The following is a 26,063-nucleotide window of genomic DNA, read 5'->3' as shown; positions in this document are numbered from 1 at the left end:
AGGTCAGCCACCCAGCGTGTCATGCACCACCTGCCCGTCCACCACCGTCATCACCACCGGCATCCGCGGAATGTCATGCGGATCAGCGCCCAGCAGATCGCCCTGCACCACACACAGGTCGGCTACCTTGCCCACCTCCAGCGAGCCCTTCCAGTCCTCGGCGAAGTCCTGCCAGGCCGCCCCGATCGTGTACGTCCGCAACGCCTCCGCCACGGTGATCCGCTGGCTCGGCCCGCTCACCCGCCCGGCCGCCTTCGACTCCCGCAACACCATCGTCGCCACCCCCTGGCGCCAGTCCGGGAACGTCACCGGCGCATCCGACCCACTGGCCACCCGCACCCCCGCATCCAACGCATCCCGATACGGCCACGCGTAAGCCGCCCGCTCCACCCCCACGAACTCCTCCTCCATGTCCGCCACCGTCCACTTGATCGTCGGATTCATGTTGGCCCCCAGCCCGTACGCGGCCAGCACCTTCATGCTGTGCGCGGTCAGCAGATCACCATGGATGACGTAATGCCGGGCATCGGGGCGCGGGTGCTCCTCCAGAGCGGCGGCGAAGGCGTCCGCGACGGTGTCACACGCCCGGTCCCCCGTCACATGCACGCCCACCTGGTAGCCGGCGTCGTGGGCGTGCCGGATGATCGCGCCGATCTCCGCGACCCGCTCCGCATCACTCTCACCCCCCACACACAGGGAACCGCAACCACCACCCACATACGGCTCATGCACCCACGACGTCTTGTTCGGCACGATCCCGTCCGCGAAGATCTTGATGCCATGCACCGCCAACCACCGCGGATCAGTGCCGCCCGTCTGCCCCGCCCCACCCGGGTCGGCCGGTCCCGCCACGTCGGTCGAGCCGGTCTGGACGGTGGGGTCGGCCGGGTGGGAGAGGGCGGTGAGAGTACGGGCGAACTCCTCCGCGGTGCTGGCCATCCCGGTGGGCAGCAGCAGCACGCCCAGGCGGGCCGTCAACTCCCCCCGCGCCTGCAACTCACGGTAGACATCCAGGGTTTCCGCACCCAACGCGCCCCGCATGATGGCGTCACCCCCCGGCCCCAGCCCCGGCTCGGTAAAACTGGTGATCCCCAGCTCGCCGAACGCGGCCAGGGCGGCCTTGACCGCATCGGTGCGCTCCTGCCGACTCAACGCCGGCAACCCGTTCTGCACCAGCGCCTGCGCCCCCTCATACAGCAGACCGGTCGGCTCCCCCGCCTCATCGGTGACGATCGCCCCGCCTGGCGGGGCCACGGTGTCCCGGCTGATCCCGATCAGCTCCAGCGCCCGCGAGTTGACCCAGGTGGCGTGCCCGGAGAACGAGTACAGGACGACCGGGTGGTCCGGGCTCACCGCGTCCAGGTCAGCGCGCGAGGGCAGCCGGGCCGGATCGGCCACGCACTCGGCCAGGAAGCCGGGATCCCAGCCATGCCCCGTCACCCACCCGCCGGCAGGAGCACGGCCGACGGCCTCCTCGACCGCCGCGGCCACCTCCACGATCGACGACACCGCCGGGTGCGCCACGTCCACCGACAACGGCGGCGACGCCATCCCGAACGCACACCCATGCAGATGCGAATCATTGATCCCCGGCAACAACGTCGCCCCCGCCAAATCCACCACCCGGGTGTCGGGACCGACCAGCGGCGCCACATCCTCCTGACCGCCCACCGCGGTGATGAACCCGCCGGTCACCGCCAGCGCGGTTGCCACGGAGAACTCCGCGTCAACCGTGACCACCCGGCCACCCACGAACACCACATCCGCAAACCCATCCACCACAACAAACCCCTCCCACACGACAACACCGGACGCGCCTCACACGGTCACGCCCGCCAACACCCCCGACCCTGCCCCCACCCCCACACCCCCCACATCGGTCAACCGACCGACCCTCACCATGGCGCAGGTCACGGGCAGGCTTCAGCGACGCGGGGGGGGGCGCTTCAACGACGCGGAGTGCCGAGTGGTTGGCGAGCGGTGTCGAGGACGGAGAGCTTGCTTGTCGGTCGATCACCTTTCCCGGGTGACGCGGTCGGCTCGGGTCAGCATCGGTACGGCTGCGGTCGCCGCGATCGCCGCCCACAGGGCTGCCCAGAGCAGGCCGGAGGGATCGCCCGACCAGGTGCCGCGCAGCCAGGCGACCTGGTAGGTGAGCGGGTCGGCGTGGGCCAGGGCACGCAGGTAGCCCGGCGCCGAGTCCAGGGGGTAGAACAGCGGTGCCGCCAGCACGACGGGCAGTGCGGTGATGGTCAGGAGGAAGTCACGTGCGGCGTACGACTGCACGCGGGCGGCGACGGCTGCTCCGGTGGCGATCCAACCGGCGTCGACGAGTAGCGCGGTCAGCACCGTGGTCGTCAGGTGCAACGCGGATACGTCGGAGAGGCCGCCCAGTACGGCGGCGAGGACGAGGACCAGCGCGAGTTGGGCGAAGAAGACCGTGCCGAGGATCGTGACGATGCTCGACAGGTATCCGGCGGAGCCGCCTCCATGCAGGCTGTAGAGAGCGAACACACCCCATTTGCGGTCGTTGGCGACATCCGAGATGGCGGCGGTGCCGGAGCGGAACGCGAGCATCGCGAACATGCCCGGGACGACGAACGCGAGATACGTGCCCAGGCTCTGGTTGTGCCCGGAGGCAACCGCTCCGCCGATGCCGGCGGCAAGAAAGAGCAGGTAGGCGATCGGCTCGATGATCCGGCCGTAGTAGACCTGTCGCCAGTTCCACAGGGAGAGCCAGTGGAAGCGGACTGCGATCAGGGGGCGGGCGAAACGGCGGGCCTGCGGGGGCTTGTGCAGGGTACTCATGGGCGTGCGACCTCCGTCGACGGGAACTCGGCCGATGGAAGCTCGGCCGACGGGAGCTCTGCCAATGGGAGCTCGGACGTGGTGGAGGACTGCCGGGTGAGGTGCCGGTAGCCGTCCCACAGATCGTTGGACTCGCCGACGGGGGTCAGGAAGGACCGCACTGGCTGGTCGGCGAGGAGGCGACCGGCACTGAGGGCCAGCACGCGTGTGCAGTGTTCGGCGAAGCGTGACGTGTCGTGGGTACTGACCAGGACCGTGGAACCCTGCTTGGCGCTGTCGCGGAGGAAGTCAAAGACGTGTGCGACGGCGTCGGGGTCCAAGCCGGTGGTCGGCTCGTCGAGGACCATCAGCCGAGGTCGGCCGGCGATGGCGCGGGCGATCTGGCAGCGGCGCAGTTCCCCGCCGGACAGCGTCTCGGCCTGCCGGTCGAGGAACCGCTCAAGGCCGACGACCTCGCAGACCTCCTCCGCCAGTGCACGCACACCGCGCACGGTCCCGCGGCGGAACGCCAGTCCCATCTCGACGTTCTGACGGACGGTCAACGACCAGTCGATGATCTCTCGCTGCGGGCACCAGCCGAACTCGGCCGGGTCCACCGAAAGGTTCGCCGTACCCGAGTCGGCCCGCTGAAGACCGCACACGATCTCGAACAGGGTGGACTTCCCTGCCCCGTTGTGTCCGAGCAGAGCGACGACTTCCCCTTCCCCGATGTGGAACGAGACGTCGGTCAGGGCCGGGGTGGACGCGCCAGCGTAGGTCTTGGAGACTGCGTCGGCGGTCAATAGGTCACTCATGTAGGTCACTCATGTAGGTCACTCGCGTGGGTCACTGATAGGGCGCTCTCGAGAAGGCCCGCGATCTGAAGAGGCGAAGCTGTCTCCGGTACGGGCACGGCAGTGGTCGCCTCGGGATGATGCAGGGCGATCTCGTGCCGTTCGGCACGGCAGAACCAGGGAGACAGGTCAGTTTTCAGAGACTCAGGTCACTCTCGGGCACAGAAATCGTGTTGAAGGTGAGATCCGAGGAACGGAGCATTCACTCCCACTCCCCAATTCGAGTGTCTCGCAGGTCGAGACGATACGACCGTAGACGCCGCCCCCACCTTGATCAACACCGTAAATCGAAGAACGGCCATCCAGAGAAAGGAGTGAAACATTCCATACACATCAGAGAAAAGCCCGATACATCATTCCGGGATGCCACATGAGCCACCTCCGCCCCCAGACTCGCCCAATACCCTTATTCTGCACCCGACTTGAGACCACCTCACCATCGCATCCGCTTACCGGGCACCATCGCCCATACCTGCTTTGACCACGTGACACACATCTCACATCGGAGTGGATTCCGCTGGCACCGGAACCCCGATACTCAACATTTCCGACAGGGTTCTTCGCCGACGAGCACCGGCGCCTGCGGCATTCGTGACGCCCGGGCTACGACGCCCACGAACAGCGCTGACGGCAGCAGATGCCGATATGGCAATGTCACCCGTGCACAGGCGAGTTGCCCCTAGCCTCACGCTTTCACGAGCGGGGCAGTCGGAGGCGTGACCGGAGAGGCGTGGGGCTTCTCTGACCTGGGACGCTGTGACTTGTCCAGGATCCTGTCGCCGTTAAGGAAGTCGCACTCGTCAGGTGAACAGGCGTAGCGGGTCGTATCCGTCTGTCCGTGTCGGGGTAATGGGGGGCCGTTCGGAGGTATCGCAGGACGGGTCAGTACTGCTGGTCGAGGCGGATCGCAAAGCCGGGCCCGACCGGGCGATAGACGACGGCACTGGCGCTACGACGTGGGGCGGGGGCTGTGCAGCTGAGGTTAGGGGTCGGCGCGCACGACGGTTCCGGAGACTCCCTGCTGGCCCATCGTCGAGACCAGCAGGTACGAGCCTTTGGGCCCTGGAAAGTAGTACTGAGCCGGCAGGGATGCCGGACAGGGCGTCGCGTCAGGGGTCGACTCCGACTTCAGTGTTGTGGTGGAGAGCATGTCCTGTTTCTCCCCGCTTACTGAGAACACGAGGCCCCGGTAGTAGCACCAGCCCGCCGCTCCCGGCTTCCCCGCCAACACAGAGACCCGCACGGTGCTGGTGTTGAGGACGGTTCCCTCGTTGATGGTGACCGTCTGGAGCTGGAGTCGGCGATCGGGTGAGAAGCCGCGGTCATCGTGTTCTATCTTCCGGTGGCCCACGAAGATGCTCGGTACCTGCTGCATGACCGCTGGCTTCGGCTTCTTGTAGAGCCTGACCTCGTATTCGCCGAATTTCCAGCGGAGCGTTTCCTCACCATCGGCGATGAGTTTGCCGGTCGGCTGTCGCGTGCACCCGCCCTTTTCGGACGCGGGCGAGGCGCTGCTGAGCTTGGGCGCGCTGAGCGTCAGAGCGGGTTTGTCGTTGAACTCTTTCGTCACCTTGAGCGCGGTGACCTCGACGTCGCAAGTCCGCTCTGCGTCAACAGTCCATATCCAGAACCTGTCCGCGCGGGGTTGTATCTCGATACGTACGAGGCGCTTGCTCGACAGCTCACGGGGCTCGGTGAGCCGGCCCTCCCATGTTCCGTTGAAGTCGCTCGGCATGGCGACACGGGTGGGGTTGCTGGTTCCCGGCGAACTGTCTTTTCCGCCCTGGGTGTTCTTGTCGTTGCCGTTGTCCCAGGGCTTGAGCGCCGCCAGGCCGCCGGCGGCGGCGATGACCGCGGCCGCAACCGCGCCCGCGATGATCGTGCGGGTTCGGCGCTGTCGGGGGTTCGGCGGGAGCGGGGCGCCCGGAGGCTGTGCGGGCATGGTCGGCAACGCGGGTGGCGGTGCGGGGGTGTGGAACGTCGGCGCGTGTATGGGTGCCAATGCCTGCACGGCAGGGACGGCCACCGCGGGGTCGTAGTCCAGCAACTCGCCAGCTCGACGCCCCAGTTGCTGCAGAATCTCGCCGGGCAGCCAGGGCTCGGTGGATTTGTCCGCGGCCCGCTCGGCTATCTCGCCCGGTGTGGGCCTGCGCTGCGGGTCCTTCTCCAGACAGTCGCGAACGAGAGCGGCGAGGGGCGCTGGAACTCCCTCAAGGTCCGGCTCGTCCTCCACCACGCGGAACAACTGCGCGGCGAGCCCTGCGCTCCCGTCGGCGCCGAAGGGCTGCCGCCCGGTGGCGGCGTAGGCGAGGACGGATCCCAGGCAGAACACATCGCTCGCGGGTGTGAGATCACGCCCGCGCGCCTGCTCAGGGGACATGAAACCGGGCGAACCGATGACCATGCCCGTACGGGTCAGTGCCGATTCCTGGGCGATCGTTTCCAAGGAGTCCAGGGCCCGTGCGATGCCGAAGTCGATGACGCGCGGCCCGTCGACGGTGACTAGGATGTTCGTCGGTTTGAGGTCGCGGTGGATCAGCCCGTTGCCGTGGATCGCCTGGAGTGCGAGAGCGAGTCGGTTGGCGAGGACGCCTACGGTGCCCTCCGGCAGCGGGCCGAAGTCCCGCGAGACGACGGTGTGCAGATCCGGACCGGGTACGTACTGCGTGGCGACCCAGGGGACGGCCGCGTCGACGTCCGCGTCGAGCACAGCCGTGGTCCACGGGCCCGCTACGCGCCGCGCGGCGGCGACCTCCCGCGCGAACCTCCTTCGGAAATCCGGTACTTGGGCGATCTCGCTCTGCACGACCTTGAGGGCGACGGTACGCCCGCCCTCGGACCGGCCCAGGTATACCCGGCCCATACCGCCCTCGCCGAGCAGGCCCAGGAGCCGATATGCCCCGATGTGCGACGGATCGCCGTTGCCGAGTGCCCTCACGCGTTCCCCCCGCTCTCCACGTCCCCTTGATCGAAGGTCAACCTACCTCAGCTGCAAATCGCGGATCCTGTCTCTCCGGGGCCTGCGTCGATGTCGCACGTTGACCCATCAAGTGCCCCTTCTGCCCCTCGGGTTGACCCATTTCCCACCATCCGCCACCTCAGTGGCCCGACCACACCCTAGCCTCGGCGCTTCGGTTGGGGTGAGGATCGGCGTGGGGCAGAAACGCAAGAGTGAGTGTCTTCTGAACTGGGACGATGAACCCTGCCGGGGGGTTCGATCAGACCAAGCGGAAGGCACTCTCTGCGTGCAGGGTATCGGCTCGCGTCCCAAGCTCCTTGTCAGCACGGATGGTTCGGGGGTGGTCGGGCGTGCCGGGGCACGGCTGCTCGCGGATCTCGCCGATGCCACCGGCCTGACGAGTGCGTACTCCACCGCGCTCAGGCGGCTCCGGCCGCGCGGCACCGGGCACGACCCGGGACGGATCGCCACCGATCTCGCGGTGATGCTCGCCGACGGCGGCGAGACCATCACAGATCTGGCTGTACTACGGGACCAGGAAGGGGTGTTCGGGCCGGTCGCCTCGACGCCAACGGCCTGGCGGCTACTCGCCGACACCGACGAGCAGGCACTGGCTTCTCTGCGCTCGGCTCGCGGGCGGGCCCGGGAAATCGCCTGGCTACAGGCCGCTGAACAGAGCGAGGGCATCCCTGCAGCCCGGGCCGGCGGCCAGGAACTTCCCGGTCTGGTCCTGGACCTGGATGCCACGCTGGTCACCTGCCACTCCGCGAAGGACCAGGCCGCCCCCACATACAAAGGCGGCTTCGGCTTCCACCCACTGCTGTGCTTCCTGGCCAACACCGGCGAAGCCCTGGCCGGCCGACTACGCCCCGGGAACGCTGGCGCCAACACCGCTGCTGACCACATCACGGTGCTCGACCAGGCTCTCGCCCAGATTCCCGACGCCCACCGGCACGGCACCGACATCCTCGTCCGCGCCGACAGCGCCGGATCCGCGAAAGCCTTCCTCGCCCACCTCGGCAACCGCCGCGAACAGGGCATCAACCTGCGCTTCTCGGTCGGATACACCATCACCGAGCCGGTCCGCCGCGCGATCCAGGCCGTCCCCGACCGGTTGTGGCACCCGGCCCTGGACCAGGACGGCACCCTGCGCGACGGGGCCGAGGTCACCGAGCTGACCGGCATGGTCGACCTGAAAGGCTACCCGGCCGGCACCCGCATCATCGCGCGCCGCGAACGCCCGCACCCCGGTGCCCAACTGTCCCTGTTCGACCAGGATGAGGGCCTGCGCCATCGGGTGCTCCTCACCGACACCTCCTATTCCGGCGGCGGCTCCGCGCAGTTCTTGGAGGCCCGCCACCGCGGGCATGCAACCGTCGAGGACCACATTCGCACGGGCAAGGACACCGGCTTCGGCCGCTTCCCCTCCCGCGACTTCGCTATCAACACCGTTTGGCTCGAGCTCAGCCTCGCGGCAATCGACCTGCTCGCCTGGACACGCGTCCTACTGCTGGACGGCGAACTCGCCACCGCCGAGCCGAAGAGACTTCGCTATCGGCTGCTGCACGTCGCCGCCCGTCTCACCCGAGGCGGCCGCCGCCTGCGCTTGCGGATATCGGCAACCTGGCCCTGGAGAAGCGAACTGGCCACGGCATTCCACCGGCTCGCCGCACTGCCCCGGCCCGCCGCCTGATCAACCGGCCCCGGCCCGCCCACGACGTGAAGGACCTTGGAGAACCCGACCACCGCGCCGGGACTCCGCCATGCCCAGACACCGAAAACACCTCGGCCACACAGCAACTGACGATCAACCACGCCGCATCACCCCAAGCGAAACAACGAGGCAAGCGTCTGAGCTCGGATGCGTGGCCGACCTCACGTGGGTTCTGACCGCAGGGAGCGCGCCGCTACGGTGGGCAAACCAACTCCGAGGAGGATGCGACATGTTGATGGCAGCCGAGAAGGGCGACATCACCACGATCATCGGCGGCATCGCCCCCGACTGGGGCCCCTTCGGCGCCCTCGGCACCGAGGCGAAGACGATGATCCAGGTCGTCATGGCCGTCGCCATCCTCCTCTGCCTGGCCCTGGCCATCTGGGGCGCGGCCAAGCAACGCATCGGCGCCACGGCGCTGCGCGACACGTTCAGCGCCGAGCAGGGCAAGGGCCTCATCGTCGCGGGCCTGACCGGCGTGTTCATCATCGGCTCGCTGGGCACAGTGTTCACGATCGTCTACGGCATGGCCGTCTGACCTGCACCCCCAGTCGACCGCTCGTCGAAACGGCTCTCCGCATGAGGGCCCGTTCCATGGTCCGTACGGTCAGCGCGTGCGCACCACTCCGACGGGCAGCTGCATCGCGGCAAGCACCAGGTCCATCCACTTCATTGGCGTGTGGGTGGTGACCATGACCATGTTGTGGCCCCTTGCGCCGCCAGTAGCCCCACAGGAGCCGCAGCGCGGGCCCCGAAGCCACCCCAGGCATATACGGCCGACAGCCGACACCGTTGCTGTGGGGGGGGGGGCAAGCACGGAAGATCGAACGAACACGGCACACCTCGGCCTAGGCTTCCCGCGCTCCGCTACCCTACGACGCTCCACGCCTTCTAGAGAGAATCTCTCCCCCAGGGAGGAGAGGCGCCAGCAGGCAAAAAGCGGCTACCCACGGACGCCGACCTGCACCGACTCTCAGTTCGCGGACTCAAGGCCTGTACCCACGCCTACACTTACGCCGGAACCACGTTGAGGTGGTTGGTTACCCGTTTGGCGCCGACTCGGACGCCGTACCGCTCTCGGGCCGCGAAGTCCTCCGGGCCCCACACCGCCGGGTGCCCGACTTCCGCGCAGAGGTGGAGGATTGCGTGGTCCCCGGCGTAGATGGCGACATGGGCACCGTACGCACTGGCAGTGGCGTTGAAGAGGAGCAGGTCGAGCGGCTGCGCCGCCGTGACGTGGGCCGTGGCCGTCGTATCGCTCCAGAGTTCCGCGGAGCGCAGGGTCGGAGGGGCCAGGCCGAAGTGCCGGAGGACCTCGTAAGCGAACAGTTGGCAGTTGGCACCGTCCGTCAGGCCCGGCTGAGCCGCCACGGAGGCTGCTCCTGGGAAACGTGAGCCGTCGTACCGGACGGTCCAGAACTCTGCTGGAAGGCTGGTGAGAATCGAACCCATCACGCCATCGTGTCCTGGTGGCTCGGTGGCCAACAAGTCGAGCAGTGTTCGATGAGGCCAGGGCAGGTCAGGGCAGGCAGGTCAGGGCTTCAGGAATGCGTACAGCACCATCCACACGGTGGCGCCGAGTGCGAGTACCGGAACCAGAGCGGGATGGGCCTAGGGCCTGTCTGACAAATGATTACCCCGTGGACTCGCGGAGCCAGAGGATCAAGGAAGCCAGGACTACTCCGGCACGGTAGCGGTCGCCGAGCTTGTCGAACCGGGTCGCGATCGCGCGGAACTGCTTGAGGCGGGCGAAGCATCGTTCGACGACGTTGCGGTCGCGGTAGGTGACCTTGTCGAAGGTCGGCGGCCGGCCGCCGAGGGCTCCGCGTCGGTGGCGGTTCGCCGCCTGGTCGCGGCGCTCGGGGATCGTGGCAGCGATGCCCCGGCGCCTCAGCAGATGGCGGATGGCCCTGCTGGAATACGCCTTGTCACCCAGCACACGGTCCGGTGTCGTGCGCGGGCGGCCCGTGCCGAGGCGCGGGGTGCGGATGCCGTCGAGGACCTGGCCGAACGCCGTCGCGTCGTTGACGTTGCCGGGCGTGAGCACAATCGACAGGGGCAGGCCCCGGCCATCGACGGCGAGATGGACTTTGGTGGTCAGTCCGCCTCGGGAGCGGCCGAGGGCCTGGCGCGCCTGCGAGCGGCCCGGATCTTCCAGTTCGTCCCCGTTCACATCCCCCTTTTGCGGGCGCCGACTGCGTGCTGGTGGGCTCGGTTGATGGTGGAGTCGACGGAGACGGTCCATTCCACCCGGCCCACCGCGTCATCGCGGACCTGAACGTGCTCCAGCAACCGTGCCCAGGTGCCGTCCGCCTCCCAGCGGGCGAACCGCTCGTAGACGGTCTGCCACGGCCCGAACCGGTCGGGAAGATCCCGCCACGGAGCCCCGGTCCGCAGCTGCCACAGCACCCCGTTGACCACCTGCCGGTGATCACGCCACGGACGGCCCCGTCCGTCCACCTGAGGCAAAAGGGGCTCTATCCGCCTCCATGCCGCATCCGTCAACTCACCTCGACCTGCCACAAGATCAATTATCAGACCGGCTATAGAGTCCTGCCCGTGGCGAATCATCAGGACGAGACCAGGACGGCCTACGACGGTGTCGTCGAGCTGTACGCATCGCTGTTCGCAAACCGGCTGGAAACACAGCCTTTCTCCCGGGCCATGATCGGCACCTTCGCCGAACTTGTGCGCGCGACGGGCAACCTGCGGACAGCGGACGTCGGGTGCGGGCCCGGACATCTGACAGCCATGCTGCACGAACTCGGCCTGGACGCCTTCGGACTAGACCTTGCCCCCGGCATGGTCGACCACGCCCGGCAGGCCCATCCGGCGCTGCGCTTCCAAGAGGCCCGGATGGAATCCCTGCCGATCGAGGACGCCGCGCTCGGCGGCGTGCTGGCCCACTACTCAATGATTCACACCCCTCCGGGGGAACTACCGGAGCTGCTCGCCGAACAGGTACGCGTCCTGGCACCGAACGGTCTGCTCCTGGTCTCCTTCTTCGGGACCGACGGACAAGTACCGGTCCGGTTCGACCACAAGGTGGCGCCCGCCTACAGCTGGCCGGTGGATCGCCTCGCCGAACTGCTGGGCGATGCTGGGCTCGATCCCTTCGCCCGGCTGCTCCACGATCCATCCTCTGATCGGGGCTTCCTCGACACCCATCTACTGGCCCGCCGTTCGTAGCCACTGCCCAGTCCCCCCCAGCCGATCGGCGCACCTCCGGATTGCCAGCTCAGCCGAATCTCGCTGATCAGACCGGAATTGTCAGACACCCCCTAGGCGACTGCGCGGACGAGAGCTGTTCCGATGCCCGCGACAGCAGTGACAAGCCGGTCGTTGTTCTGCTTGGCGCTGCTCCTGTTGATGAGCGCACGGAACCAAGGCACCGTACGGAAATGGATGTTGAGAGCGCCCCCGCGGTCAGTACTCGCGCTGGCGGGTGCGCTCTCAACCATGTTCCCGCGCCTTCCCCCGCCCTGGTTGCAGTCTTGAACAACGCCGGTGGCCAAGGCAGGCCCTGCCCCTCAAGGCGAGGCACGTGTGCCGCCCGCCCCTGCTCATCGGCCGCGACGCCGCAGGAAAGCGATTGACGCTGCGGTGTCGTTCGTGAACGATTCCGAACTGTGACGACGAACATCAGTCATGACCAACTGGCCCACGGACAAGGCTCTTCGGCAGAGCGCCCGCTCGCCCTGATTACCGGGGTGGGCCGCACCGTCGGTATCGGCGCGGGTATCGCCCGTCGGCTGGCCGCGTCGGGCTGGGACATCGCCTTCACCTACTGGGCCTCCTACGACGACCGTATGAGCTGGGGCAGGGAGCCCGGCGCGACAGAAGCGATCAGCCGGTCTCTGGGCGAACACGGTGCATCCACCATCGCGATCGAGGCGGATCTCGCCGACCCGGAGACCCCTGTACGCGTTTTCGAAAAGGTCGAGCAGCAACTGGGCAGTGTCACCGCGCTGGTGATGAGCCACTGCGAGTCTGTCGACTCCGGGCTGCTTGACACCACCGTCGAGAGTTTCGACCGGCACTTCGCCGTCAATGCGCGCGCCACATGGCTGCTCATTCGCGAGTTCGGACGCCGCTTCGCCGCGGAACGGGGAACCGGGCGGATCGTCAGTCTCACCAGTGATCACACCGTCGGTAACCTGCCCTACGGGGCGAGCAAGGGAGCCCTGGACCGCATCACCCTGGCCGCCGCCCACGAACTCGCCCACCTCGGTGTGACCGCCAACGCGGTCAACCCCGGGCCGGTCGACACCGGTTGGATGCCCGAGGAAGTCCGGGAGCACTGCATCCGCAGCACCCCGCTCGGCCGGTTGGGCACTCCGCAGGACACCGCGCACCTCGTGGACTTCCTGTGCTCCAGGGAGGGAGAGTGGATCAACGGTCAGCTACTGATGAGTAACGGTGGAATCGCGTAGGTGCCCCAAGTCCGATTCTCCAGCGCGCCACACACTCGGTCACGCCGACAGGGATCTTGCGCTGGCGCCGGTCGCCTTCGGGCCGGGCGTCGGGGTGCGTGAGCGTCCAACGAGTCACAGCGCGGGCCGATGGCGGCCGGGCGCCGATGTCCAGAGGCCGCCGCGGGTGCACTCCGCCTGCCCGCTGACCGGGGCTTTCGCGCGCTGAAGGTCGTAGCCCTTCGTCCGGCGGCTCGTTGCTCTGATCATGCTCAGCGGAGGGGACCTCGGTGACGACGAGTGGGCGATCAACTGAAACTGAATCAAGCTTTTCCGGGCCGTCGCCACCCGCTACGGCAAGCGCGGATACGTCTTCCTCAGCACCGTCACCGCCGCCGCACTCCTCATCTGGCTCCGCTCGTGACCCAAGACGGCCTCGGGGAACTATGGAGCCGCGTGGGCCCTCCAGCTCGGCATCGGGGAGCCTTGCGAGCAGTCAGCGGGATGGGGGCGCGGTCTGAAACGTGCGGGTCTGGGCGGCATGCCGCCCAGACCCGCACTGCCCTGAGTGTCAGCGGCTCATCAGTGCGAAGACGCCCCAGCCGAGGTACTCACGGGTGTACTGCACGTAGCGGGCGGGCCCGGTGGCAAGTTCGGCCCGTACATCGGCGGCCAACTCGTCATCGGGGTTCTGGTCGAGCCAGCAACGGAGGTTGAACCACTGCGCCGCCTGATACCGGTCCCAGCTGTCCTGATCGGCCAGCACCATCTCCACGACGTCGTACCCGAGGTCGCCGAAGTGCCCGACCAACTCCGGCAGCATCCGAAAGTCGGCTTTGCTGCCGGCGTGGCAGCCTTCGACGACGTCCTGGGTCGGCGGTGTCTGACGCCAGTACGGCTCGCCGATCAGTATGAGGCCGCCTGGGCGGAGGCTGCGGCCCAGCAGTTCGACGGTGCCCGCCACCCCGCCCCCGATCCAGGTGGCGCCGATACACGCGGCGAGATCGACCGGCTCGTCCGCGACGTAGCCGGAGGCGTCGCCGTGAACGAAGTCGACCTGGTCGGCGACTCCGAGTTCAGCAGCCCGGACGCGGGCCTTCTCGGTGAACACTGTGCTGATGTCCACCCCCGTTCCCGTGACGAGGTGGTCACGCGCCCAGGTGCACAGCATCTCGCCCGTTCCGCTGGCGAGGTCGAGCGCCCGCGTGCCAGGTGCCAGATGGAGCGCTTGGCCCAGCGTGGCGAGCTTGTCAGCGGTGATCGGGTTGTGGATGCGGTGGCTGCTTTCGCGAATGGCCCAAATGCGTGGAAGATCCACAGGAGGGATTCCTTAGTTCGATGAGGTCCTGGTGTTCCTGGAGGGCAGCCGTCCGCAGTCGGCCACCACTGATTGAACCGTCATCAAATGCACCCCGCTTGGACGCGTCGATCTTGGACTCGGGCAACCTAAAGCTCTCAGGAGCGATGTGTCCACCGATTTGGGGGGGCGCCGCCGACCACGCGGCGGGCAGGAACCGAAGCCCTGTCCCAGCAAACCGCCGCCAGCTGAACCGCGGCCCACGCGGAAGGAGTTGCCCGGCAACCAGCCGATCTCGAAGCGGTCATGGCTCGGCCAGGCGGACACGCCGTGTCTGCGCGATGCGGCACGTCGGGGACGGGTGATTCTCCGGCATTTGGGGCTGGCGGTGATGAGCACGGCCATTGCTGAGTGCCACTGGGCGGTGTGACCCGTGTGCCAGCGGGTGCGTCTGTCGAACGGTTATGGTGATGCCGGTCCGTCCGACCGGCCCTGCGCGGGAGGCTGGGGCTGATCGGGGTGGAGCCTGTGCAGCCGGTCGCGCGCGGTGCGAGGCAGGCCGTCCACTACGCACTGCCAGGAGTGGCTGATCATCTCGGCGATTTCCTCGTCCGGGACCGTGCCGTCCAGGTGAACGGTGATCCAGTGCCACCGGGGGCCCTGGTACCCGTACCCGGGCCGTACCGCCGGGTACTGCTCGTAGAGGTGCAGGGCGAGGGCGGATTCGCACTTCACGCTCAGCCGGTCGGGCTGGGAGGTGTTGGCCGCCGCCAGGGTGGCGAAGATCTTGCCGCCGGCCTTGTAGACGGGCCGGTGCGGGCCCCATGGCTCTTCCTCGCTGACCTCGGGCAGGCCCAGGGCGTATGTCGCGACATCGTCGGGATTCATTCGGTGCTGTCCTTCATGCGCGAGGGGTGGCTACGGGGCAGGCCGCCCGCCGGGGCGCGTCCGGGCGCTCCCGCGGGCGAAGCCAGGACGGCTGGCCCACCGCGCCGGTTCCTCGCCGGGCCACGCCTCGCACCAGGGAATCCTGAAGGTGCCTGGTCACGGCCGATTTCGCAGCCAGCGGCCGCGGTGCTGAACGACCGGGGCTACGGGGCGGCGGGCACTCGTCCGGAGCCCAGGTCAGGCGTATTTGCCGAGGTCGCTGGCCTTGAGGGCGGCTTGGTCGTTGATGCCGATGACATAGCCGTCCGGGTCACGGAAGTAGAACAGGCGCTGGCCGGTGTGGTCGGTGGCGGTGTCCTTGACGATCTCGGCGTGCCGGGAGATGCGGTCGTGGGCTCCGTCGAAGTCGTCCACGCCCAGGTAGAACATGCCGGCGAAGCCGATGGGGGTGTCGGCCAGGCTGGGCAACCAGTTCTTCAGGTCGGCGTTGCTGTAGAGCATGGCGCAGAATCCGCCCTGGTACAGCAGCATGTGGATGTCGTCGCCGGGGCGGGCGGTGCTGGAATCGACGTCGAAGCCGAGCTGCTTGTAGAACGCGATGCTGGCCGCGGTGTCCTTGACACTCAGGCAGGGAGCGAATGGCATGGGTCCTCCATGGTCGGGTGCGGCCTTCACCAGGGTGCGAGCGCGGGGTCGACATGCGCCGGCCGAGCGCGGGACCGGCATGCGCCGGGCGCCCCGCGGTTCTTTTCTCCGCCGGTCGGAGCGGGCATGCACTCCGGGAGCCGCCGTCTTGGTGAGACTTGGTGAGACTTGGTGAGAGCAGCCGCTCGGAGCGGCTGGGGCTGTCAGCGGGTGCTGCTGATACAGAAGGGCTGGCCGGAGGGGTCGAGCAGAACGGTCCAGTGGTCCCCGCCCGGCTGGTGTGCGGGCTTGGTGGCGCCCAGCCCGAGGAGTCGCTTCTCCGCCGCCTCGACGTCGTCGAACCCGATGTCCATGTGGAAGGCGAGTTCGTCCTGGGGCCAGGTCGGGGCCTTGAACGACGTGGCGGACCAGAAGACGTACATCATGTCGCCGACCCACACAGGGAAGGCCGCCGGGTTGCCGTCCTCGTCCCGGTACGGCTCGGAGACCTGCGCGCCGAGGGCGGCGGCGTAGAACTCCGCGAGCTCGCGTCCGTCCTCGGCCCAGATCGCGTGCGACAGGGGCTTGCCGCTCAGGGCGCTGTTGTCGGCATGTGTGTCGGCCATGGTCTTCTCCTCCGGTGGTGGGGGGGCGGGGGTGTGCTGTCCTGTCGGGGCCGGGTGTGGCTATCCGCCGAGGTAGTCGATCTGTGAGGCGGCCCGTTCACCGCGCAGTTGCAGGATGGTGCAGAAGCTGACCGTGACCGGCTCTCCCTTGGGAGGCAGGTTCGCCATGACTCCGGCGCTGGTGCCCGCGAAGTCGTACTCGATCGCGATGGTGTCCCCGTCGGCGACGGTCCGTCTGAGGGTCAGCTTCCGGTCCGGCACGGCGGCCGCGTATTCACGGACGTGGTGCACCCAGGCGTCCCGGCCCGTGAAGGCGAGCCCGAAGGCTTTGAGGGTGTAGACGACGTCGTCGGTGAACAGCGCCCCGAAGCGGTCGAAGTCCTGGTCGTTGTAGGCGCTCGCCCACTCCTGGACGAACTGCTCGGCATTCATGGCCGTGCTCCTTGTCGTGCGCGTTGACGCGTTGAGCTGTCGGTGGTGGATGTTCAGCCGGAGCCGCTCAGCCCTGGGGCAGGCTGAACAGGCCGACGCGGTTGCCGCGTGGGTCGATGAGACGGGCGAAGACCAGGCCGTAGGTGGTGCTTCGGGGCTCGTCGTCCACCTTCGCGCCCAGCGAGACGGCCTTCGCGACCGTGGCGGGCACGTCCGTGGTCAGGATGGAGATGATGGCGAACTCCGGGGCCTGCGGGTGGCCGCTGTGGTCGTAGGCGCCGCCGGTGGGGATCGGGCCGCGGGTCCGGATGCCGTGGTACGCAGTGCCGACCGAGCCGGGGTCGTAGTCGAAGCCCCAGCCGAATGCCGCACCGTAGAACGCCCGGGTCGCTTCCAGGTCGGTGGTGGACAGCTCGAACTGGGCCATGGCGCCGGGCCGCGGGGCCTGGGGGCACCACCCGCCGGCGGGAGCCACGAGGGTCAGCGGGTTGCCGCGCGGGTCCGTGATCCGGGCGCGGACCGTGCCGTCACCGTCCTCGGCCGCCGGGGTGACCACCTTCGCGCCCAGCTTCTGGAGCCGGGCCGCATCGGCGGCCACGTCGGCGGACTCGACACGGAGACTGATGGCCTCCTTGGCGCCGGCGGGGCGCTGACGGATCTGGCCCATCGGGGCATGCGTGCCCGGGGCCGTGATGCGGATAAGGGCGACGCCGTCGGCGCCGGGGGCGGGCTCCGGCTCGAAGGTCCATCCCAGCCAGGGGCCGTAGAAGTTCTTGACGGCCTGGGCGTCGCTCGTGTCGATCTCGAAGCCGAAGACCATATCAAGCGGTGGCGCTTCCATAACACGCTCCTCATGACCAAGGGGGAGGAAGAGGAGTGGTCTCTTCCGGGGATGAATCCCACGCTAGGAGCCTTTTAGGACAGCTCGCGTCACCCTTTCCTGGCAGTCTCACAGCCATGACCCAGGATTTGCCCGCCCGCATGCTGCGCCTGCTGTCCCTCCTGCAGACCCGCCGTGCCTGGACCGGCGGCGAACTCGCCGACCGCCTCGGCGTCACCCTGCGCACCATCCGCCGCGACATCGACCGCCTGCGCGAGCTCGGCTACCCCGTCCAGAGCACCACCGGCCGCACCGGCGGCTACCGCCTGGCCGCCGGGGCCGACCTGCCGCCGCTGCTGCTCGACGACGAGGAAGCCGTCGCCATCGCCACCGCCCTGCGCACCGCCACCAGCGGCGTGAGCGGCATCTCCGAGAGCGCGGTGCGCGCCCTGGCCAAACTGGAACAGGTACTGCCCGCCCGGCTGCGCCACCAGGTCGCCGCGATCCATGCCGCCACCGTCCCCGTCCCCTGGGACAGCGGACCGGGGGCCGACCCCTCCGCTCTGGCCGTCCTGGCCGCGGCCTGCCGCGACCACGAGATCGTCACCTTCACCTACGCGTCCAGGAGCGGCGGGACGGCACCGCGCCGCGTCGAGCCCCACAGCCTCGTCGTCGCGGGCACCCTCTGGTACCTGATCGCCTACGACACCGGCCACACCGACTGGCGCACCTTCCGCGTGGACCGGCTCACCGACCCCGCCCCCACCGGCCGCCGCGTCACCTCCCGCGAACTGCCCGCCACCGACCCCATCGCTTTCCTCGCCGCACGCGTCGCCGCCGCCCCCGCCCGCTACACGCTGAGCGTCACCGTCCCCGCCGACGCCGCCACCGTCCTCGACCGGACCCAGGTCCTACCCGAACGCGTACGGAGCGTCGGCGCGCACACCAGCACCATCGAACTGGCCGCCGACGCTCCCCGCCGCATCGCCCTCCAGCTCTTCGATCTCGCCCCCGGCCCCGGCAGCACCTTCCAAGGCAGCCCCGAACTCGCCCCGCACCTGGAGGAGTTCGCACAGCTCCTGCGGGACGTGGCCCGCGCGCTCACCACCAGCGAGCCGGACGAGCCCCGCGCCCCCACCACGAAGGACCGCTGAGGGGCCACCCACCGACCACCGCCCGGGTCACTTGGGCGGCAGCTCGGCCGTCGCGTCCAGGGCCACCCGCAGCCACTCGTCCAGCGCGTCGTCGTCCAGGGCCTCCCCGGCCACGTACACCCAGCCCTTCGACACCCGCCCCTTGAACTCATACGGCCGCGCCCCGGGCCGGGCGAGCGCGTCAGCCATGTCCTCCTGCGCCACCCGCAGGAACAGGTCGTCGCCCTCCACACCGCCCAGTGTGTTGCCCTGCAGCAGGAACGTGACCGCACCGAACATCTTCTTCTCGGCCACCGCGCCATCCGTCTCCAGTCGCTCCCGGACCCGCTCCGCCAACGCCTCGTCATACGCCATGAACCGAACCTAACGGCACCCCCCGACCCGCGCTCGTTTCGGCTCTCTTCCGGCTGATGCCGGGCGCCGTCGAACAAGGCGTTCTGGAGCGCCAGGCTCAGCTCGGGGCACGCCGAGGACCGGACGGAACCCGACCAGGACCCGTAGGGGCCGACGCGCACCTGCCCCGGCGGCCGCCCAGCCGCTACCTCTCGCTCCGCTTCAGGTGCGCCCACAACACGATCGTCAACGCCACCGCGGCCAGCCCCAGCCAGACGTACTCGGCATGCGCGGTGGAGGGAGTGAAGCTCCAGAAGGAGATCTGGTGGCGCAGCACCACGGCCAGCCAGCCACCCACCAGTCCCCACGCCAACTCGACGGGCCGGACGAGGAGCGCGGCGAGTGGTGCCGCGGCCATGAGGACGCCCGTGACCACCCACGTCAGCAGCCTGCTCCACCCTGCCGCCTCGAAGTTCAGCAGGGACGCGGAGTACAAACCGGCCACGGCCAGCGTCAAGGCAGTCGCAGCGGCAGTCGCAGTCGCAGTGGTCGGCGTCCGCCATCGCACAGGACGTTGCAGCCGCGCCGACGGGCTCATCCGGACGATCGCGAAGGCTGCGGCGGCCAGGGCGATACCCAGGATGAGGTAGCCGGCGATTTCTATCTGCCGGTCCCACAGGGAGAACTCGCGGTTGCTGACGTAGGAGAGGCGGAACGGGACCCTTCCGGCCGCGCCGAGTCCGTACACCATGAGCATGGCCGCGCCGGACCACGCGAACTTCCCGCGCAGCACACACAACCGCCACGTGATCGCACCGGCCAGCAGGTCGAACGCCGGTGCCGAGAGGTCGGAGAGGGGGACCGCGGAAGAAGACGCGTGGCTCTGCCACGCCTCGACGCTCGTCACGAGGCCGTAGCCATTCATCATGGCGTCGTAGACCGAGGCGACCAGTGACGGGAGCACGCAGAAGAGCAAGGCCAGCGGGAACAACCGCCCCGCCACTCGCGGGAGTACGGGGTCATCTCCTCGTATCCCTCCATCGCCTACCACGACCGGCCAGGACGGCTCCGGCGCGGTCGTCGTCGGCCGGGTCGCCTCGGGCCGGGGCCGGGACGGTGGTACGACCGGTCGGGCACGGGCTGTCGCCGCGCTCAGGGCAGGGTTCCGGCTCAGTGCCAGCAGATCGACGGTCCCCGTGCCGCGCTGCCGGGGAACGGGCAGGCCCCGTGTCGTCGCGGTGTGCAGGAGGTGGCGGTAGATCTCTCCGTACGTGAGGAATTCCGGCCCGGAGGGGATGCCGGTGCGCAGCAGCCGCAGCAGTTCGCCGGTGAAGGCGGTGTGGGCGGCGCCGACGGGGGCGAGTGCCACGGCGTTGACGGGGGCCGAGGTCAGGACGTACGTGCCCTCGATGCCGATCTGGCCCAGGACGGTGTCCTCCTCGCCTGCCATGTCCTGGATGGCACGTCCGCTGAAGCAGCAGTCGAGGATGACGACGCGGTTGGCGGCCGGGCAGTCGGCGAGCACGTCGCGCAGCAGGTCGAACGCAAGGGCGCTGACCTTGAGTTCGTCCGGGGCGGTCTCCGCGAGACTCAGGTAGAGCTCGTTGCGGGGCCCGGTCAGGCCATGGCCGGTGAAGTACACGAGGAAGGTGTCTTCGGCGGCAGCGGCGTACCGACGCAGGGTGCGGAAGAGCGTGCGCGGATCGCTCGGGTCCGCTACGACGAGGCAGCGCTCCGCGGGCAGCCCGCCGAGGGCCGGGTCGGTCAGGACGTCGCCGAGGTCCTGGAGGTTGTTGCCGATCGCGGGCAGATCCGGCAGCCGGTCGCAGCGGTACGTTCCGGTACCGATGAGGACCGCGTAGGACCGCTGTGGATCGGGCAGGCGCACGGCTACCGTCCTTGGGTGTCACTCGCGGCAGCGGGCGGTGGGCCATCCGGCGCCGACCGCCCTTCGAGTGCCAGCCTCAGCAGTCGCTCCGCATCCGCGGCCTGCGTCGACGTCACCGTCACGCTGCGGCCGTCCGCGGTGGTCACCGTGACCGTCGTGTGCGCGTTGCCTTGTGCGTGCCGCTGGCCGAGCCACAAGGAGATCGACTGGGCCAGCAGGCCGGTGAGCGCGCCGATGGCGCCCGTGACCGCGCTCTCGACGACCAGTTCGCCCAACGAGCCCATCGTCCCCGCCTGCGGTGGGGGCGTGTCCTGACGGACGCGGCCGCGCAGTGCGGGCTCCTGGCGCAGCCAGTCCCACAGCGACTCCTCGGCGACGGCGTCCCCGTGCACCACCATGCGGATCTCGTTCACCCTGCTCCCCCGGCAGACCCTCACGGCACGTCCGCGCGGACGCCCGTGGTCCTCACGTGTGGTGCCGAGGATGCCACGAAGCGTCACGCACCGGCGGTCACTTGCCGAGACTCGGGCGAAGCGCTGATACGCAGCTGATACACAACCGCACGGCAGCGGAAGCTTCGCCCTGACCGCCTGGAAGTGGGGCTCCCGGAGGCTGTCGACGTACCCGATCTCCGGTGTACGCGTATCTGGCTCTGGGAGGCGGTCGACGTGTTCATACGTGTCCACTGTGCTGCCCGCGCCGTGCTCGGGGGGCCGTCGCGGGCCCGCCGGGGTGCGGCGTGGGCCTTGGCTGCAGTACTGATCGCCGGCTGCACCGGTGGCGGGCTGCTGGCGCTCTCCGACGGCGGTGGAAGCGGGAATGGGGCGAGCGATGTCGTTGCGCAGCAGGCCTCCGCGCCGAGGGCTGTCGTCGAGCGGCTGGATCTGCCGTGGCCGCGGGAGGGCCAGACGGCCATAGCGGTGGAGAAGGTCGGTGGCCTCGGCGCCAAGGGGGCACGGCAGTCGGTGCCGATCGCGAGCCTCACCAAGGTGATGACCGCGTACGTGATCCTCAAGGACCACCCGCTCGAGGACGGCGGAGGCGGGCCCTCGATCGAGGTCGACGAACGAGCCGCGGCCGAGGCCCACTCGCTGAGCGAGTCCACCGCGCCGGTGCGGGAGGGACAGAGGCTGTCCCAGCGGAAACTGTTGGAGCTGATGCTCCTGCCGTCCGGGAACAACGTGGCCCGGCTGCTGGCCCGTTGGGACGCGGGCAGCCAGCAGAAGTTCGTGGTCAAGATGAACGCCGCGGCCGAACGGCTCGGCATGGCCGACACCACGTACACCGGTGCCAGTGGGATCGAGCCCACCACCCGGTCCACCGCCGCCGACCAGCTCAAGCTGGCCCGCGCGGCCATGAAGGACCCGGCGCTGCGCGCGACCGTGGCCCTGCGCAGCACCAGCCTCCCCGGTCAGGCCGAGCCGGTGCGGAACACCAACCAGCTGCTCGACCGGCCCGGCGTGATCGGCTTGAAGACCGGATCGAGCACCCCGGCGGGCGGCAACCTGATGTGGGCGGCCGAGATTCCCGACGGCAAGAAGCAGCACGTCGTGTACGGCGTCGTCCTTTCCCAGCGCGTGGGCACGTCGCCGGCCGAGGGCAATCAGGCGGCCCTGGAGAGCAGTGGCCGACTCCTCGACGCCCTCCAACAGAAGTTGCCCGCCGCTCTCTCGGCGTACGGCAGCGGTCGGGACGGACACCGATGAGCCAGGACACTCTCAGCGGCGAGGACACTTCCAGCGGCCGGGGCACTCCCGCCGGCATCGGCTCCTCGCCTCCCGCTTCAAGGCCGGTCGGCCCATGGCGTACGGGCACGTGGCGTACAGGAATGTGGCGTACGGGCACATGGCTTACAGAAACGTGGCGTACAGGCACGTGGCGGCGGGGTCGGCTCGTCGCCGCTGCCGCCGTGCTCTGTGCCCTCGTCATGGCCCTCAACACCCGCGTTCCGAACGGCTTCGGCAACCTCGGCAGTCTGCTGCAGACGGTGCTGCCGTGGACGGGCCTGAGCGTGGTGGCGCTGTCGGCGGCCGCCGTGGCGCGCCGCTCCGCCCTCGCGGGCGTCGCTGTCCTCGTCCCCGCTGTCACCTGGTGCTCCCTGTTCGCGGGCACCTTCCTCGACAAGCAGTCCGGCGGTGGGGACTTGGTCGTGGTCGGCCACAACGTGCACGAGGGGAACCGCGACCCGCGTGGGACCGCGCGGGCGCTGTCCGCCGCGGGCGCCGACGTCGTGGCTCTGGAAGAACTGTCCCGTCCCGCCGTGGTGACGTACGAGCGCGAACTGGCGCGCACCTACCCGTACTCCGCGGTGCGCGGTGGCATCGGGCTGTGGAGCAAGCACCCGCTCCAGGCCGTGGAGCCGGTGGAGATCATGCCCTGGACACGGGCCCTGCGTGCCACGGTCGACACCCCGAAGGGGCCTGTTGCCCTCTATGCCGCGCACCTCGCTTCCGTACGTGTCCTGCCGAGCTCCGGATTCACCACGGAGCGCCGCAACGAGGCGGCCGCGAAGCTGGCCGATGCCGTCCGGGCGGAACGGCTTGCCCGGGTCGTCGTGGTGGGCGACTTCAATGGGACGACCGACGACTCGGCGCTGAGCCCTCTGACCTCCCAGCTGCGTTCGGCACAGCAGGAGGCGGGTGCCGGGTTCGGCTTCACGTGGCCGGCCTCGTTCCCGGTGGTCCGCCTCGACCAGATCATGGTCAAGGGGGTGACTCCGGTTTCCTCATGGACCCTGCCCGCCACGGGCAGCGACCATCTGCCGGTCGCGGCCTCCCTGCGCCTGTGACGCCGCCCTTACGGAACACGCGGTCTGCCGGGGGGGCGAACCGCCGCGTAGCTACGATTCGACCACCAGTCGCCAGGAAGACGTAGAAAGACTCAGGAAGCGCTCGAAGCCCCGGAAGGCAAGTTCTTGTCCGAATCTCCCGTCCCGAACCCGGTCAGCGTGCTCGTGGTCGAAGACGACGCGGTCATCCGCCGTGCCGTCCAACTGGCTCTCGAACGCTATGGGTACGAGGTCTCGGTCGCCGAGGACGGCCTTGGGGGCCTTGATGCGTTCCGGGCGGGGCAGCACGATCTGCTGATCCTGGACGTCATGCTGCCGGGGCTGGACGGCATCGGCCTGTGCCGACGCATTCGTGACGAGAGCCTTGTTCCGATCCTGATGATGTCCGCCCGGGGCGACGCTCTCGACGTCGTGTCCGGCCTCGAGGCCGGTGCCGACGACTACGTGGTCAAGCCGGTCGACATCGGCATCATGGTCGCCCGTATCCGAATGCTGCTGCGTCGTGCGACGTTCCACCCGGGGGCAGCGGCCCCCGCCAATCCCGATCCAGCCCCCGGCCCCAACTCCGGCTCCGGCTCCGGCCCCAACTCCGGCTCCGGCTCCGGCTCCGGCTCCGGCTCCGATACCGACAACGGCCCGCTCGTCTTCGGCGACCTGGCCATCGACCTGCGCGGACTGAATGTGAGCCGGGCCGGCGTGACGACCGTCCCCCTCACGCCCACCGAGCTGCGCCTGCTCCTGGCCTTCGCCGAGCACCCGGGCATCGTGCTCGACCGACGTCGCCTGCTGCGCGACGTCTGGGACTACGGCTGGGAGGGCGACACCCGGGTCGTCGACCTGTGCGTGGTGCGGCTGCGCAAGAAGATCGGCGCCGACCGCATCAAGACCGTCCGCGGCTTCGGCTACAAACTCTCCCCGTCCTGAAACGGCAGCCATGGGATTCCTCGACCCCCGCGCCCTGCGCTGGAAGATCGCCGCCCTGACGGCGGCCGCCTGCTGCGCGGTCGCCGCGGTCGTCGGTCTGCTCGTCCACCAGTCGACGCGAGAACACGGGCAACGGGCGGGACGCGACCGGGCCGTGACTCAACTGCACGTCGCCGAGCAGGAGTACGCCCGCACCGGCGAAAGGCCCGCGACCGCCGACCTCATGACGCGGGACGAGGTCCCCGAACCCCTGGCGCGCGATCTGGCAGGCCTGAGCGGAAACGGCGAGTACGCCCTTTGGTACGACGAGAAGCCGCCGAACTGGTACTGGATGTGGGCGGCCGTGCCCGTCGGCGACCGGGTGCTCGCCGTACGCACGGACATGAGCGCCGAGGTGCGCAGCCTCCAGCTCCTGGACCGGAGCATCGTCAAGTCCGTGCTCGCCGCCCTCGCCGTTGTCGTGCCCCTCGCCGCGCTCGCCACCGAGCCGATCAACCGGCGGCTGCGGCACGGCGCCCGTACCGCCCGCAGAATCGCGGACGGCGACCTCGACGCGCGCATCGGGCACCCCGGCCGGGCCCGCGACGAGATCACCGAGATGTCCGCGGCCATGGACGTCATGGCTGCCGCCCTCCAGCGGAGGCTGGAGTCGGAGCGGCGCTTCACCGCCGACGTGGCCCATGAACTGCGCACCCCTCTGATGGGCTTGGTCACCGCCGCCGGTCTGCTCCCCGAGGACGACGAGGCGGCGGATCTGGTGCGTACCGAGGTAGGGACGCTGCGCGGGCTGACCGAGGATCTCCTGGAGATCTCCCGCCTCGATGCCGGTGCCGAGCAGGTGCGGCTCGACGAGGTGCCGCTGGGCGAGTTGGTCGCCGACGTGGTCCGACGGGGCGGCGGCGCCGACGAGGTGCGCGTAGAGGGCGCGGACGTCGTGCGTACCGACCCGCGCCGGGTGGAGCGCATCGTCACCAACCTCGTCACCAACGCGCACCGGCACGGCGCGCCTCCCGTCCAGGTCACCGTCACCGGCACCCGGATCGCCGTACGCGACCACGGCGCGGGCTTCCCCGCCGACCTGCTGGCCCACGGGCCGCAGCGCTTCCGCACGGAGGCCGCCGAACGCGGACGCGGTCACGGGCTCGGGCTGACCATCGCGCTCGGCCAGGCCTCGGTCCTCGGCGCACGGCTGACCTTCGCCGACGCGCCTGACGGAGGTGCGGTCGCCACCTTGCGGCTCGCCCCCTCCCCCGAACTCGAGGGCCAGTGAGTTGAATCACGGTGCCTCGAATTAATGATTGAGTATCGGCTCCTGCGAATACCTATGGGCGCTCCGGCAGTTGCACACGTTTCAGCGTGCAAGCATCGCGACAAATACTTTCCAGCCGAGTTTTTCACTCGCGGGTGACGCGCCGTCAGCCCTCGACCACGGGAAGAGCCGTCCAACCGAGCCCAAGGGCCGACTTCGCACATTGGCCGGAAGGTTTCGGTGACGGGAAGCGGTTACACGGGCGGGAAATCGGGGCATTCGCGGTGCGGTAATGTCTTGGTCGCACTCCGTAG

24 protein-coding genes and 1 pseudogene are annotated in these 26,063 nt (G+C 69.1%); 10 read left to right on the top strand and 15 right to left on the bottom strand.

What is annotated here, in order from left to right; all coding sequences use genetic code 11:
- Positions 1-3: 3 nt before the first annotated feature.
- The 4 genes from AB0B50_RS38730 to AB0B50_RS38715 all read right to left on the bottom strand — a co-directional run bounded on the left by AB0B50_RS38730 (position 4) and on the right by AB0B50_RS38715 (position 6,579).
- Complete coding sequence (locus tag AB0B50_RS38730) at positions 4-1,779, bottom strand: amidohydrolase (RefSeq protein WP_362340927.1); 1,776 nt, start codon at positions 1,777-1,779, stop codon at positions 4-6.
- Between the two features lie 234 nt (positions 1,780-2,013).
- On the bottom strand, positions 2,014-2,808 hold the full coding sequence (locus AB0B50_RS38725) for an ABC transporter permease (RefSeq protein ID WP_362340806.1): 795 nt from the start codon (positions 2,806-2,808) through the stop codon (positions 2,014-2,016).
- Positions 2,805-3,602 carry an ABC transporter ATP-binding protein gene (locus tag AB0B50_RS38720; RefSeq protein ID WP_362340805.1) on the bottom strand — a complete coding sequence of 266 codons (798 nt, stop codon included), beginning with the start codon at positions 3,600-3,602 and terminating at the stop codon, positions 2,805-2,807. Before AB0B50_RS38720 ends, AB0B50_RS38725 begins: the two co-directional genes overlap by 4 nt.
- A 1,021-nt stretch (positions 3,603-4,623) precedes the next feature.
- Positions 4,624-6,579, bottom strand: a complete 1,956-nt coding sequence (locus tag AB0B50_RS38715) for a serine/threonine-protein kinase (protein ID WP_362340803.1) — start codon at positions 6,577-6,579, stop codon at positions 4,624-4,626.
- Positions 6,580-6,886: 307 nt separating this feature from the next.
- On the opposite strand from AB0B50_RS38715, the gene AB0B50_RS38710 reads away from it, so the two are divergent.
- Complete coding sequence (locus AB0B50_RS38710; RefSeq protein ID WP_362340801.1) at positions 6,887-8,293, top strand: IS1380 family transposase; 1,407 nt, start codon at positions 6,887-6,889, stop codon at positions 8,291-8,293.
- Between the two features lie 250 nt (positions 8,294-8,543).
- Complete coding sequence (locus AB0B50_RS38705; protein ID WP_362340799.1) at positions 8,544-8,852, top strand: hypothetical protein; 309 nt, start codon at positions 8,544-8,546, stop codon at positions 8,850-8,852.
- A 473-nt stretch (positions 8,853-9,325) separates the two neighbouring features.
- On the opposite strand, the gene AB0B50_RS38700 is transcribed toward AB0B50_RS38705, so the two are convergent.
- Both AB0B50_RS38700 and AB0B50_RS38695 read right to left on the bottom strand, forming a co-directional pair.
- Positions 9,326-9,685, bottom strand: a complete 360-nt coding sequence (locus tag AB0B50_RS38700) for a hydrolase (RefSeq protein WP_362340797.1) — start codon at positions 9,683-9,685, stop codon at positions 9,326-9,328.
- Positions 9,686-9,947: 262 nt separating this feature from the next.
- Positions 9,948-10,885 (bottom strand): IS5 family transposase gene (locus tag AB0B50_RS38695; protein ID WP_362340796.1). Its coding sequence is split into 2 segments (ribosomal slippage): positions 9,948-10,489 and positions 10,489-10,885, totalling 939 coding nucleotides; the frame shifts between segments, so codons are not numbered across the junction.
- On the opposite strand from AB0B50_RS38695, the gene AB0B50_RS38690 reads away from it, so the two are divergent.
- The 3 genes and pseudogenes from AB0B50_RS38690 to AB0B50_RS38680 all read left to right on the top strand — a co-directional run.
- Complete coding sequence (locus AB0B50_RS38690) at positions 10,874-11,503, top strand: class I SAM-dependent methyltransferase (RefSeq protein ID WP_030565738.1); 630 nt, start codon at positions 10,874-10,876, stop codon at positions 11,501-11,503. The two genes, AB0B50_RS38695 and AB0B50_RS38690, sit on opposite strands and share 12 nt — an antisense overlap.
- 440 nt (positions 11,504-11,943) lie before the next feature.
- On the top strand, positions 11,944-12,747 hold the full coding sequence (locus tag AB0B50_RS38685) for an SDR family oxidoreductase (RefSeq protein WP_362340795.1): 804 nt from the start codon (positions 11,944-11,946) through the stop codon (positions 12,745-12,747).
- Between the two features lie 295 nt (positions 12,748-13,042).
- A pseudogene (locus tag AB0B50_RS38680) lies at positions 13,043-13,150 on the top strand (IS5/IS1182 family transposase); the annotation flags it as partial.
- Between the two features lie 147 nt (positions 13,151-13,297).
- Here the strand turns inward: AB0B50_RS38680 and AB0B50_RS38675 are convergent.
- The 6 genes from AB0B50_RS38675 to AB0B50_RS38650 form a co-directional block, all read right to left on the bottom strand.
- On the bottom strand, positions 13,298-14,044 hold the full coding sequence (locus AB0B50_RS38675) for a class I SAM-dependent methyltransferase (protein WP_362340794.1): 747 nt from the start codon (positions 14,042-14,044) through the stop codon (positions 13,298-13,300).
- Positions 14,045-14,485: 441 nt separating this feature from the next.
- A complete protein-coding gene (locus AB0B50_RS38670; RefSeq protein ID WP_362340793.1) occupies positions 14,486-14,911 on the bottom strand; it encodes an MmcQ/YjbR family DNA-binding protein in 426 nt (141 codons plus the stop codon).
- A 237-nt stretch (positions 14,912-15,148) separates the two neighbouring features.
- Complete coding sequence (locus tag AB0B50_RS38665; RefSeq protein ID WP_362340791.1) at positions 15,149-15,556, bottom strand: VOC family protein; 408 nt, start codon at positions 15,554-15,556, stop codon at positions 15,149-15,151.
- Positions 15,557-15,759: 203 nt separating this feature from the next.
- Positions 15,760-16,161, bottom strand: a complete 402-nt coding sequence (locus AB0B50_RS38660; RefSeq protein ID WP_362340789.1) for a VOC family protein — start codon at positions 16,159-16,161, stop codon at positions 15,760-15,762.
- A gap of 60 nt (positions 16,162-16,221) precedes the next feature.
- Complete coding sequence (locus tag AB0B50_RS38655; protein WP_362340787.1) at positions 16,222-16,593, bottom strand: nuclear transport factor 2 family protein; 372 nt, start codon at positions 16,591-16,593, stop codon at positions 16,222-16,224.
- A 67-nt stretch (positions 16,594-16,660) separates the two neighbouring features.
- Positions 16,661-17,434 (bottom strand): VOC family protein, encoded by a 774-nt coding sequence (locus tag AB0B50_RS38650; protein WP_362340786.1) that lies wholly within the window; start codon positions 17,432-17,434, stop codon positions 16,661-16,663.
- A gap of 116 nt (positions 17,435-17,550) precedes the next feature.
- Here AB0B50_RS38650 and AB0B50_RS38645 point away from each other — a divergent pair, with 116 nt between their 5' ends.
- On the top strand, positions 17,551-18,567 hold the full coding sequence (locus tag AB0B50_RS38645) for a YafY family protein (RefSeq protein ID WP_362340784.1): 1,017 nt from the start codon (positions 17,551-17,553) through the stop codon (positions 18,565-18,567).
- A gap of 27 nt (positions 18,568-18,594) precedes the next feature.
- On the opposite strand, the gene AB0B50_RS38640 is transcribed toward AB0B50_RS38645, so the two are convergent.
- The 3 genes from AB0B50_RS38640 to AB0B50_RS38630 form a co-directional block, all read right to left on the bottom strand.
- Positions 18,595-18,921: a TfoX/Sxy family protein gene (locus AB0B50_RS38640; RefSeq protein ID WP_362340782.1), complete on the bottom strand. Its 327-nt coding sequence runs from the start codon at positions 18,919-18,921 to the stop codon at positions 18,595-18,597.
- Between the two features lie 184 nt (positions 18,922-19,105).
- Complete coding sequence (locus tag AB0B50_RS38635; RefSeq protein WP_362340780.1) at positions 19,106-20,788, bottom strand: caspase family protein; 1,683 nt, start codon at positions 20,786-20,788, stop codon at positions 19,106-19,108.
- A gap of 2 nt (positions 20,789-20,790) precedes the next feature.
- Positions 20,791-21,201, bottom strand: a complete 411-nt coding sequence (locus AB0B50_RS38630; protein WP_362340778.1) for a hypothetical protein — start codon at positions 21,199-21,201, stop codon at positions 20,791-20,793.
- 333 nt (positions 21,202-21,534) lie between these two features.
- On the opposite strand from AB0B50_RS38630, the gene AB0B50_RS38625 reads away from it, so the two are divergent.
- The 4 genes from AB0B50_RS38625 (at position 21,535) to AB0B50_RS38610 (ending at position 25,770) form a co-directional block, all read left to right on the top strand.
- Entirely contained in the window at positions 21,535-22,494 is a 960-nt protein-coding gene (locus AB0B50_RS38625) for a serine hydrolase (RefSeq protein WP_362340776.1), read from the top strand.
- Positions 22,495-22,715: 221 nt separating this feature from the next.
- Entirely contained in the window at positions 22,716-23,576 is an 861-nt protein-coding gene (locus tag AB0B50_RS38620) for an endonuclease/exonuclease/phosphatase family protein (protein ID WP_362340774.1), read from the top strand.
- A 126-nt stretch (positions 23,577-23,702) separates the two neighbouring features.
- Positions 23,703-24,500, top strand: coding sequence for a response regulator transcription factor (locus tag AB0B50_RS38615; RefSeq protein ID WP_362340773.1), 798 nt, complete (start codon positions 23,703-23,705; stop codon positions 24,498-24,500).
- Between the two features lie 10 nt (positions 24,501-24,510).
- A complete protein-coding gene (locus AB0B50_RS38610) occupies positions 24,511-25,770 on the top strand; it encodes a HAMP domain-containing sensor histidine kinase (RefSeq protein ID WP_362340771.1) in 1,260 nt (419 codons plus the stop codon).
- Positions 25,771-26,063 lie beyond the last annotated feature (293 nt).

The sequence above is a fragment of the Streptomyces sp. NPDC041068 genome, from assembly GCF_040647455.1.
Lineage (GTDB): Bacteria > Actinomycetota > Actinomycetes > Streptomycetales > Streptomycetaceae > Streptomyces.
Note: the sequence above shows the minus strand (reverse complement) of the source record. Positions and strands in the feature narration are given on the sequence as shown.

Bases quoted from the DNA above. Each gene is read 5' to 3' on its own strand.
- AB0B50_RS38725 (WP_362340806.1), bottom strand. From the start codon at position 2,808: ATGAGTACCCTGCACAAGCCCCCGCAGGCCCGCCGTTTCGCCCGCCCC.
- AB0B50_RS38720 (WP_362340805.1), bottom strand. From the start codon at position 3,602: ATGAGTGACCTATTGACCGCCGACGCAGTCTCCAAGACCTACGCTGGC.
- AB0B50_RS38705 (WP_362340799.1), top strand. From the start codon at position 8,544: ATGTTGATGGCAGCCGAGAAGGGCGACATCACCACGATCATCGGCGGC.
- AB0B50_RS38670 (WP_362340793.1), bottom strand. From the start codon at position 14,911: ATGAATCCCGACGATGTCGCGACATACGCCCTGGGCCTGCCCGAGGTC.
- AB0B50_RS38665 (WP_362340791.1), bottom strand. From the start codon at position 15,556: ATGCCATTCGCTCCCTGCCTGAGTGTCAAGGACACCGCGGCCAGCATC.
- AB0B50_RS38660 (WP_362340789.1), bottom strand. From the start codon at position 16,161: ATGGCCGACACACATGCCGACAACAGCGCCCTGAGCGGCAAGCCCCTG.
- AB0B50_RS38655 (WP_362340787.1), bottom strand. From the start codon at position 16,593: ATGAATGCCGAGCAGTTCGTCCAGGAGTGGGCGAGCGCCTACAACGAC.
- AB0B50_RS38650 (WP_362340786.1), bottom strand. From the start codon at position 17,434: ATGGAAGCGCCACCGCTTGATATGGTCTTCGGCTTCGAGATCGACACG.
- AB0B50_RS38645 (WP_362340784.1), top strand. From the start codon at position 17,551: ATGACCCAGGATTTGCCCGCCCGCATGCTGCGCCTGCTGTCCCTCCTG.
- AB0B50_RS38640 (WP_362340782.1), bottom strand. From the start codon at position 18,921: ATGGCGTATGACGAGGCGTTGGCGGAGCGGGTCCGGGAGCGACTGGAG.
- AB0B50_RS38620 (WP_362340774.1), top strand. From the start codon at position 22,716: ATGGCCCTCAACACCCGCGTTCCGAACGGCTTCGGCAACCTCGGCAGT.
- AB0B50_RS38610 (WP_362340771.1), top strand. From the start codon at position 24,511: ATGGGATTCCTCGACCCCCGCGCCCTGCGCTGGAAGATCGCCGCCCTG.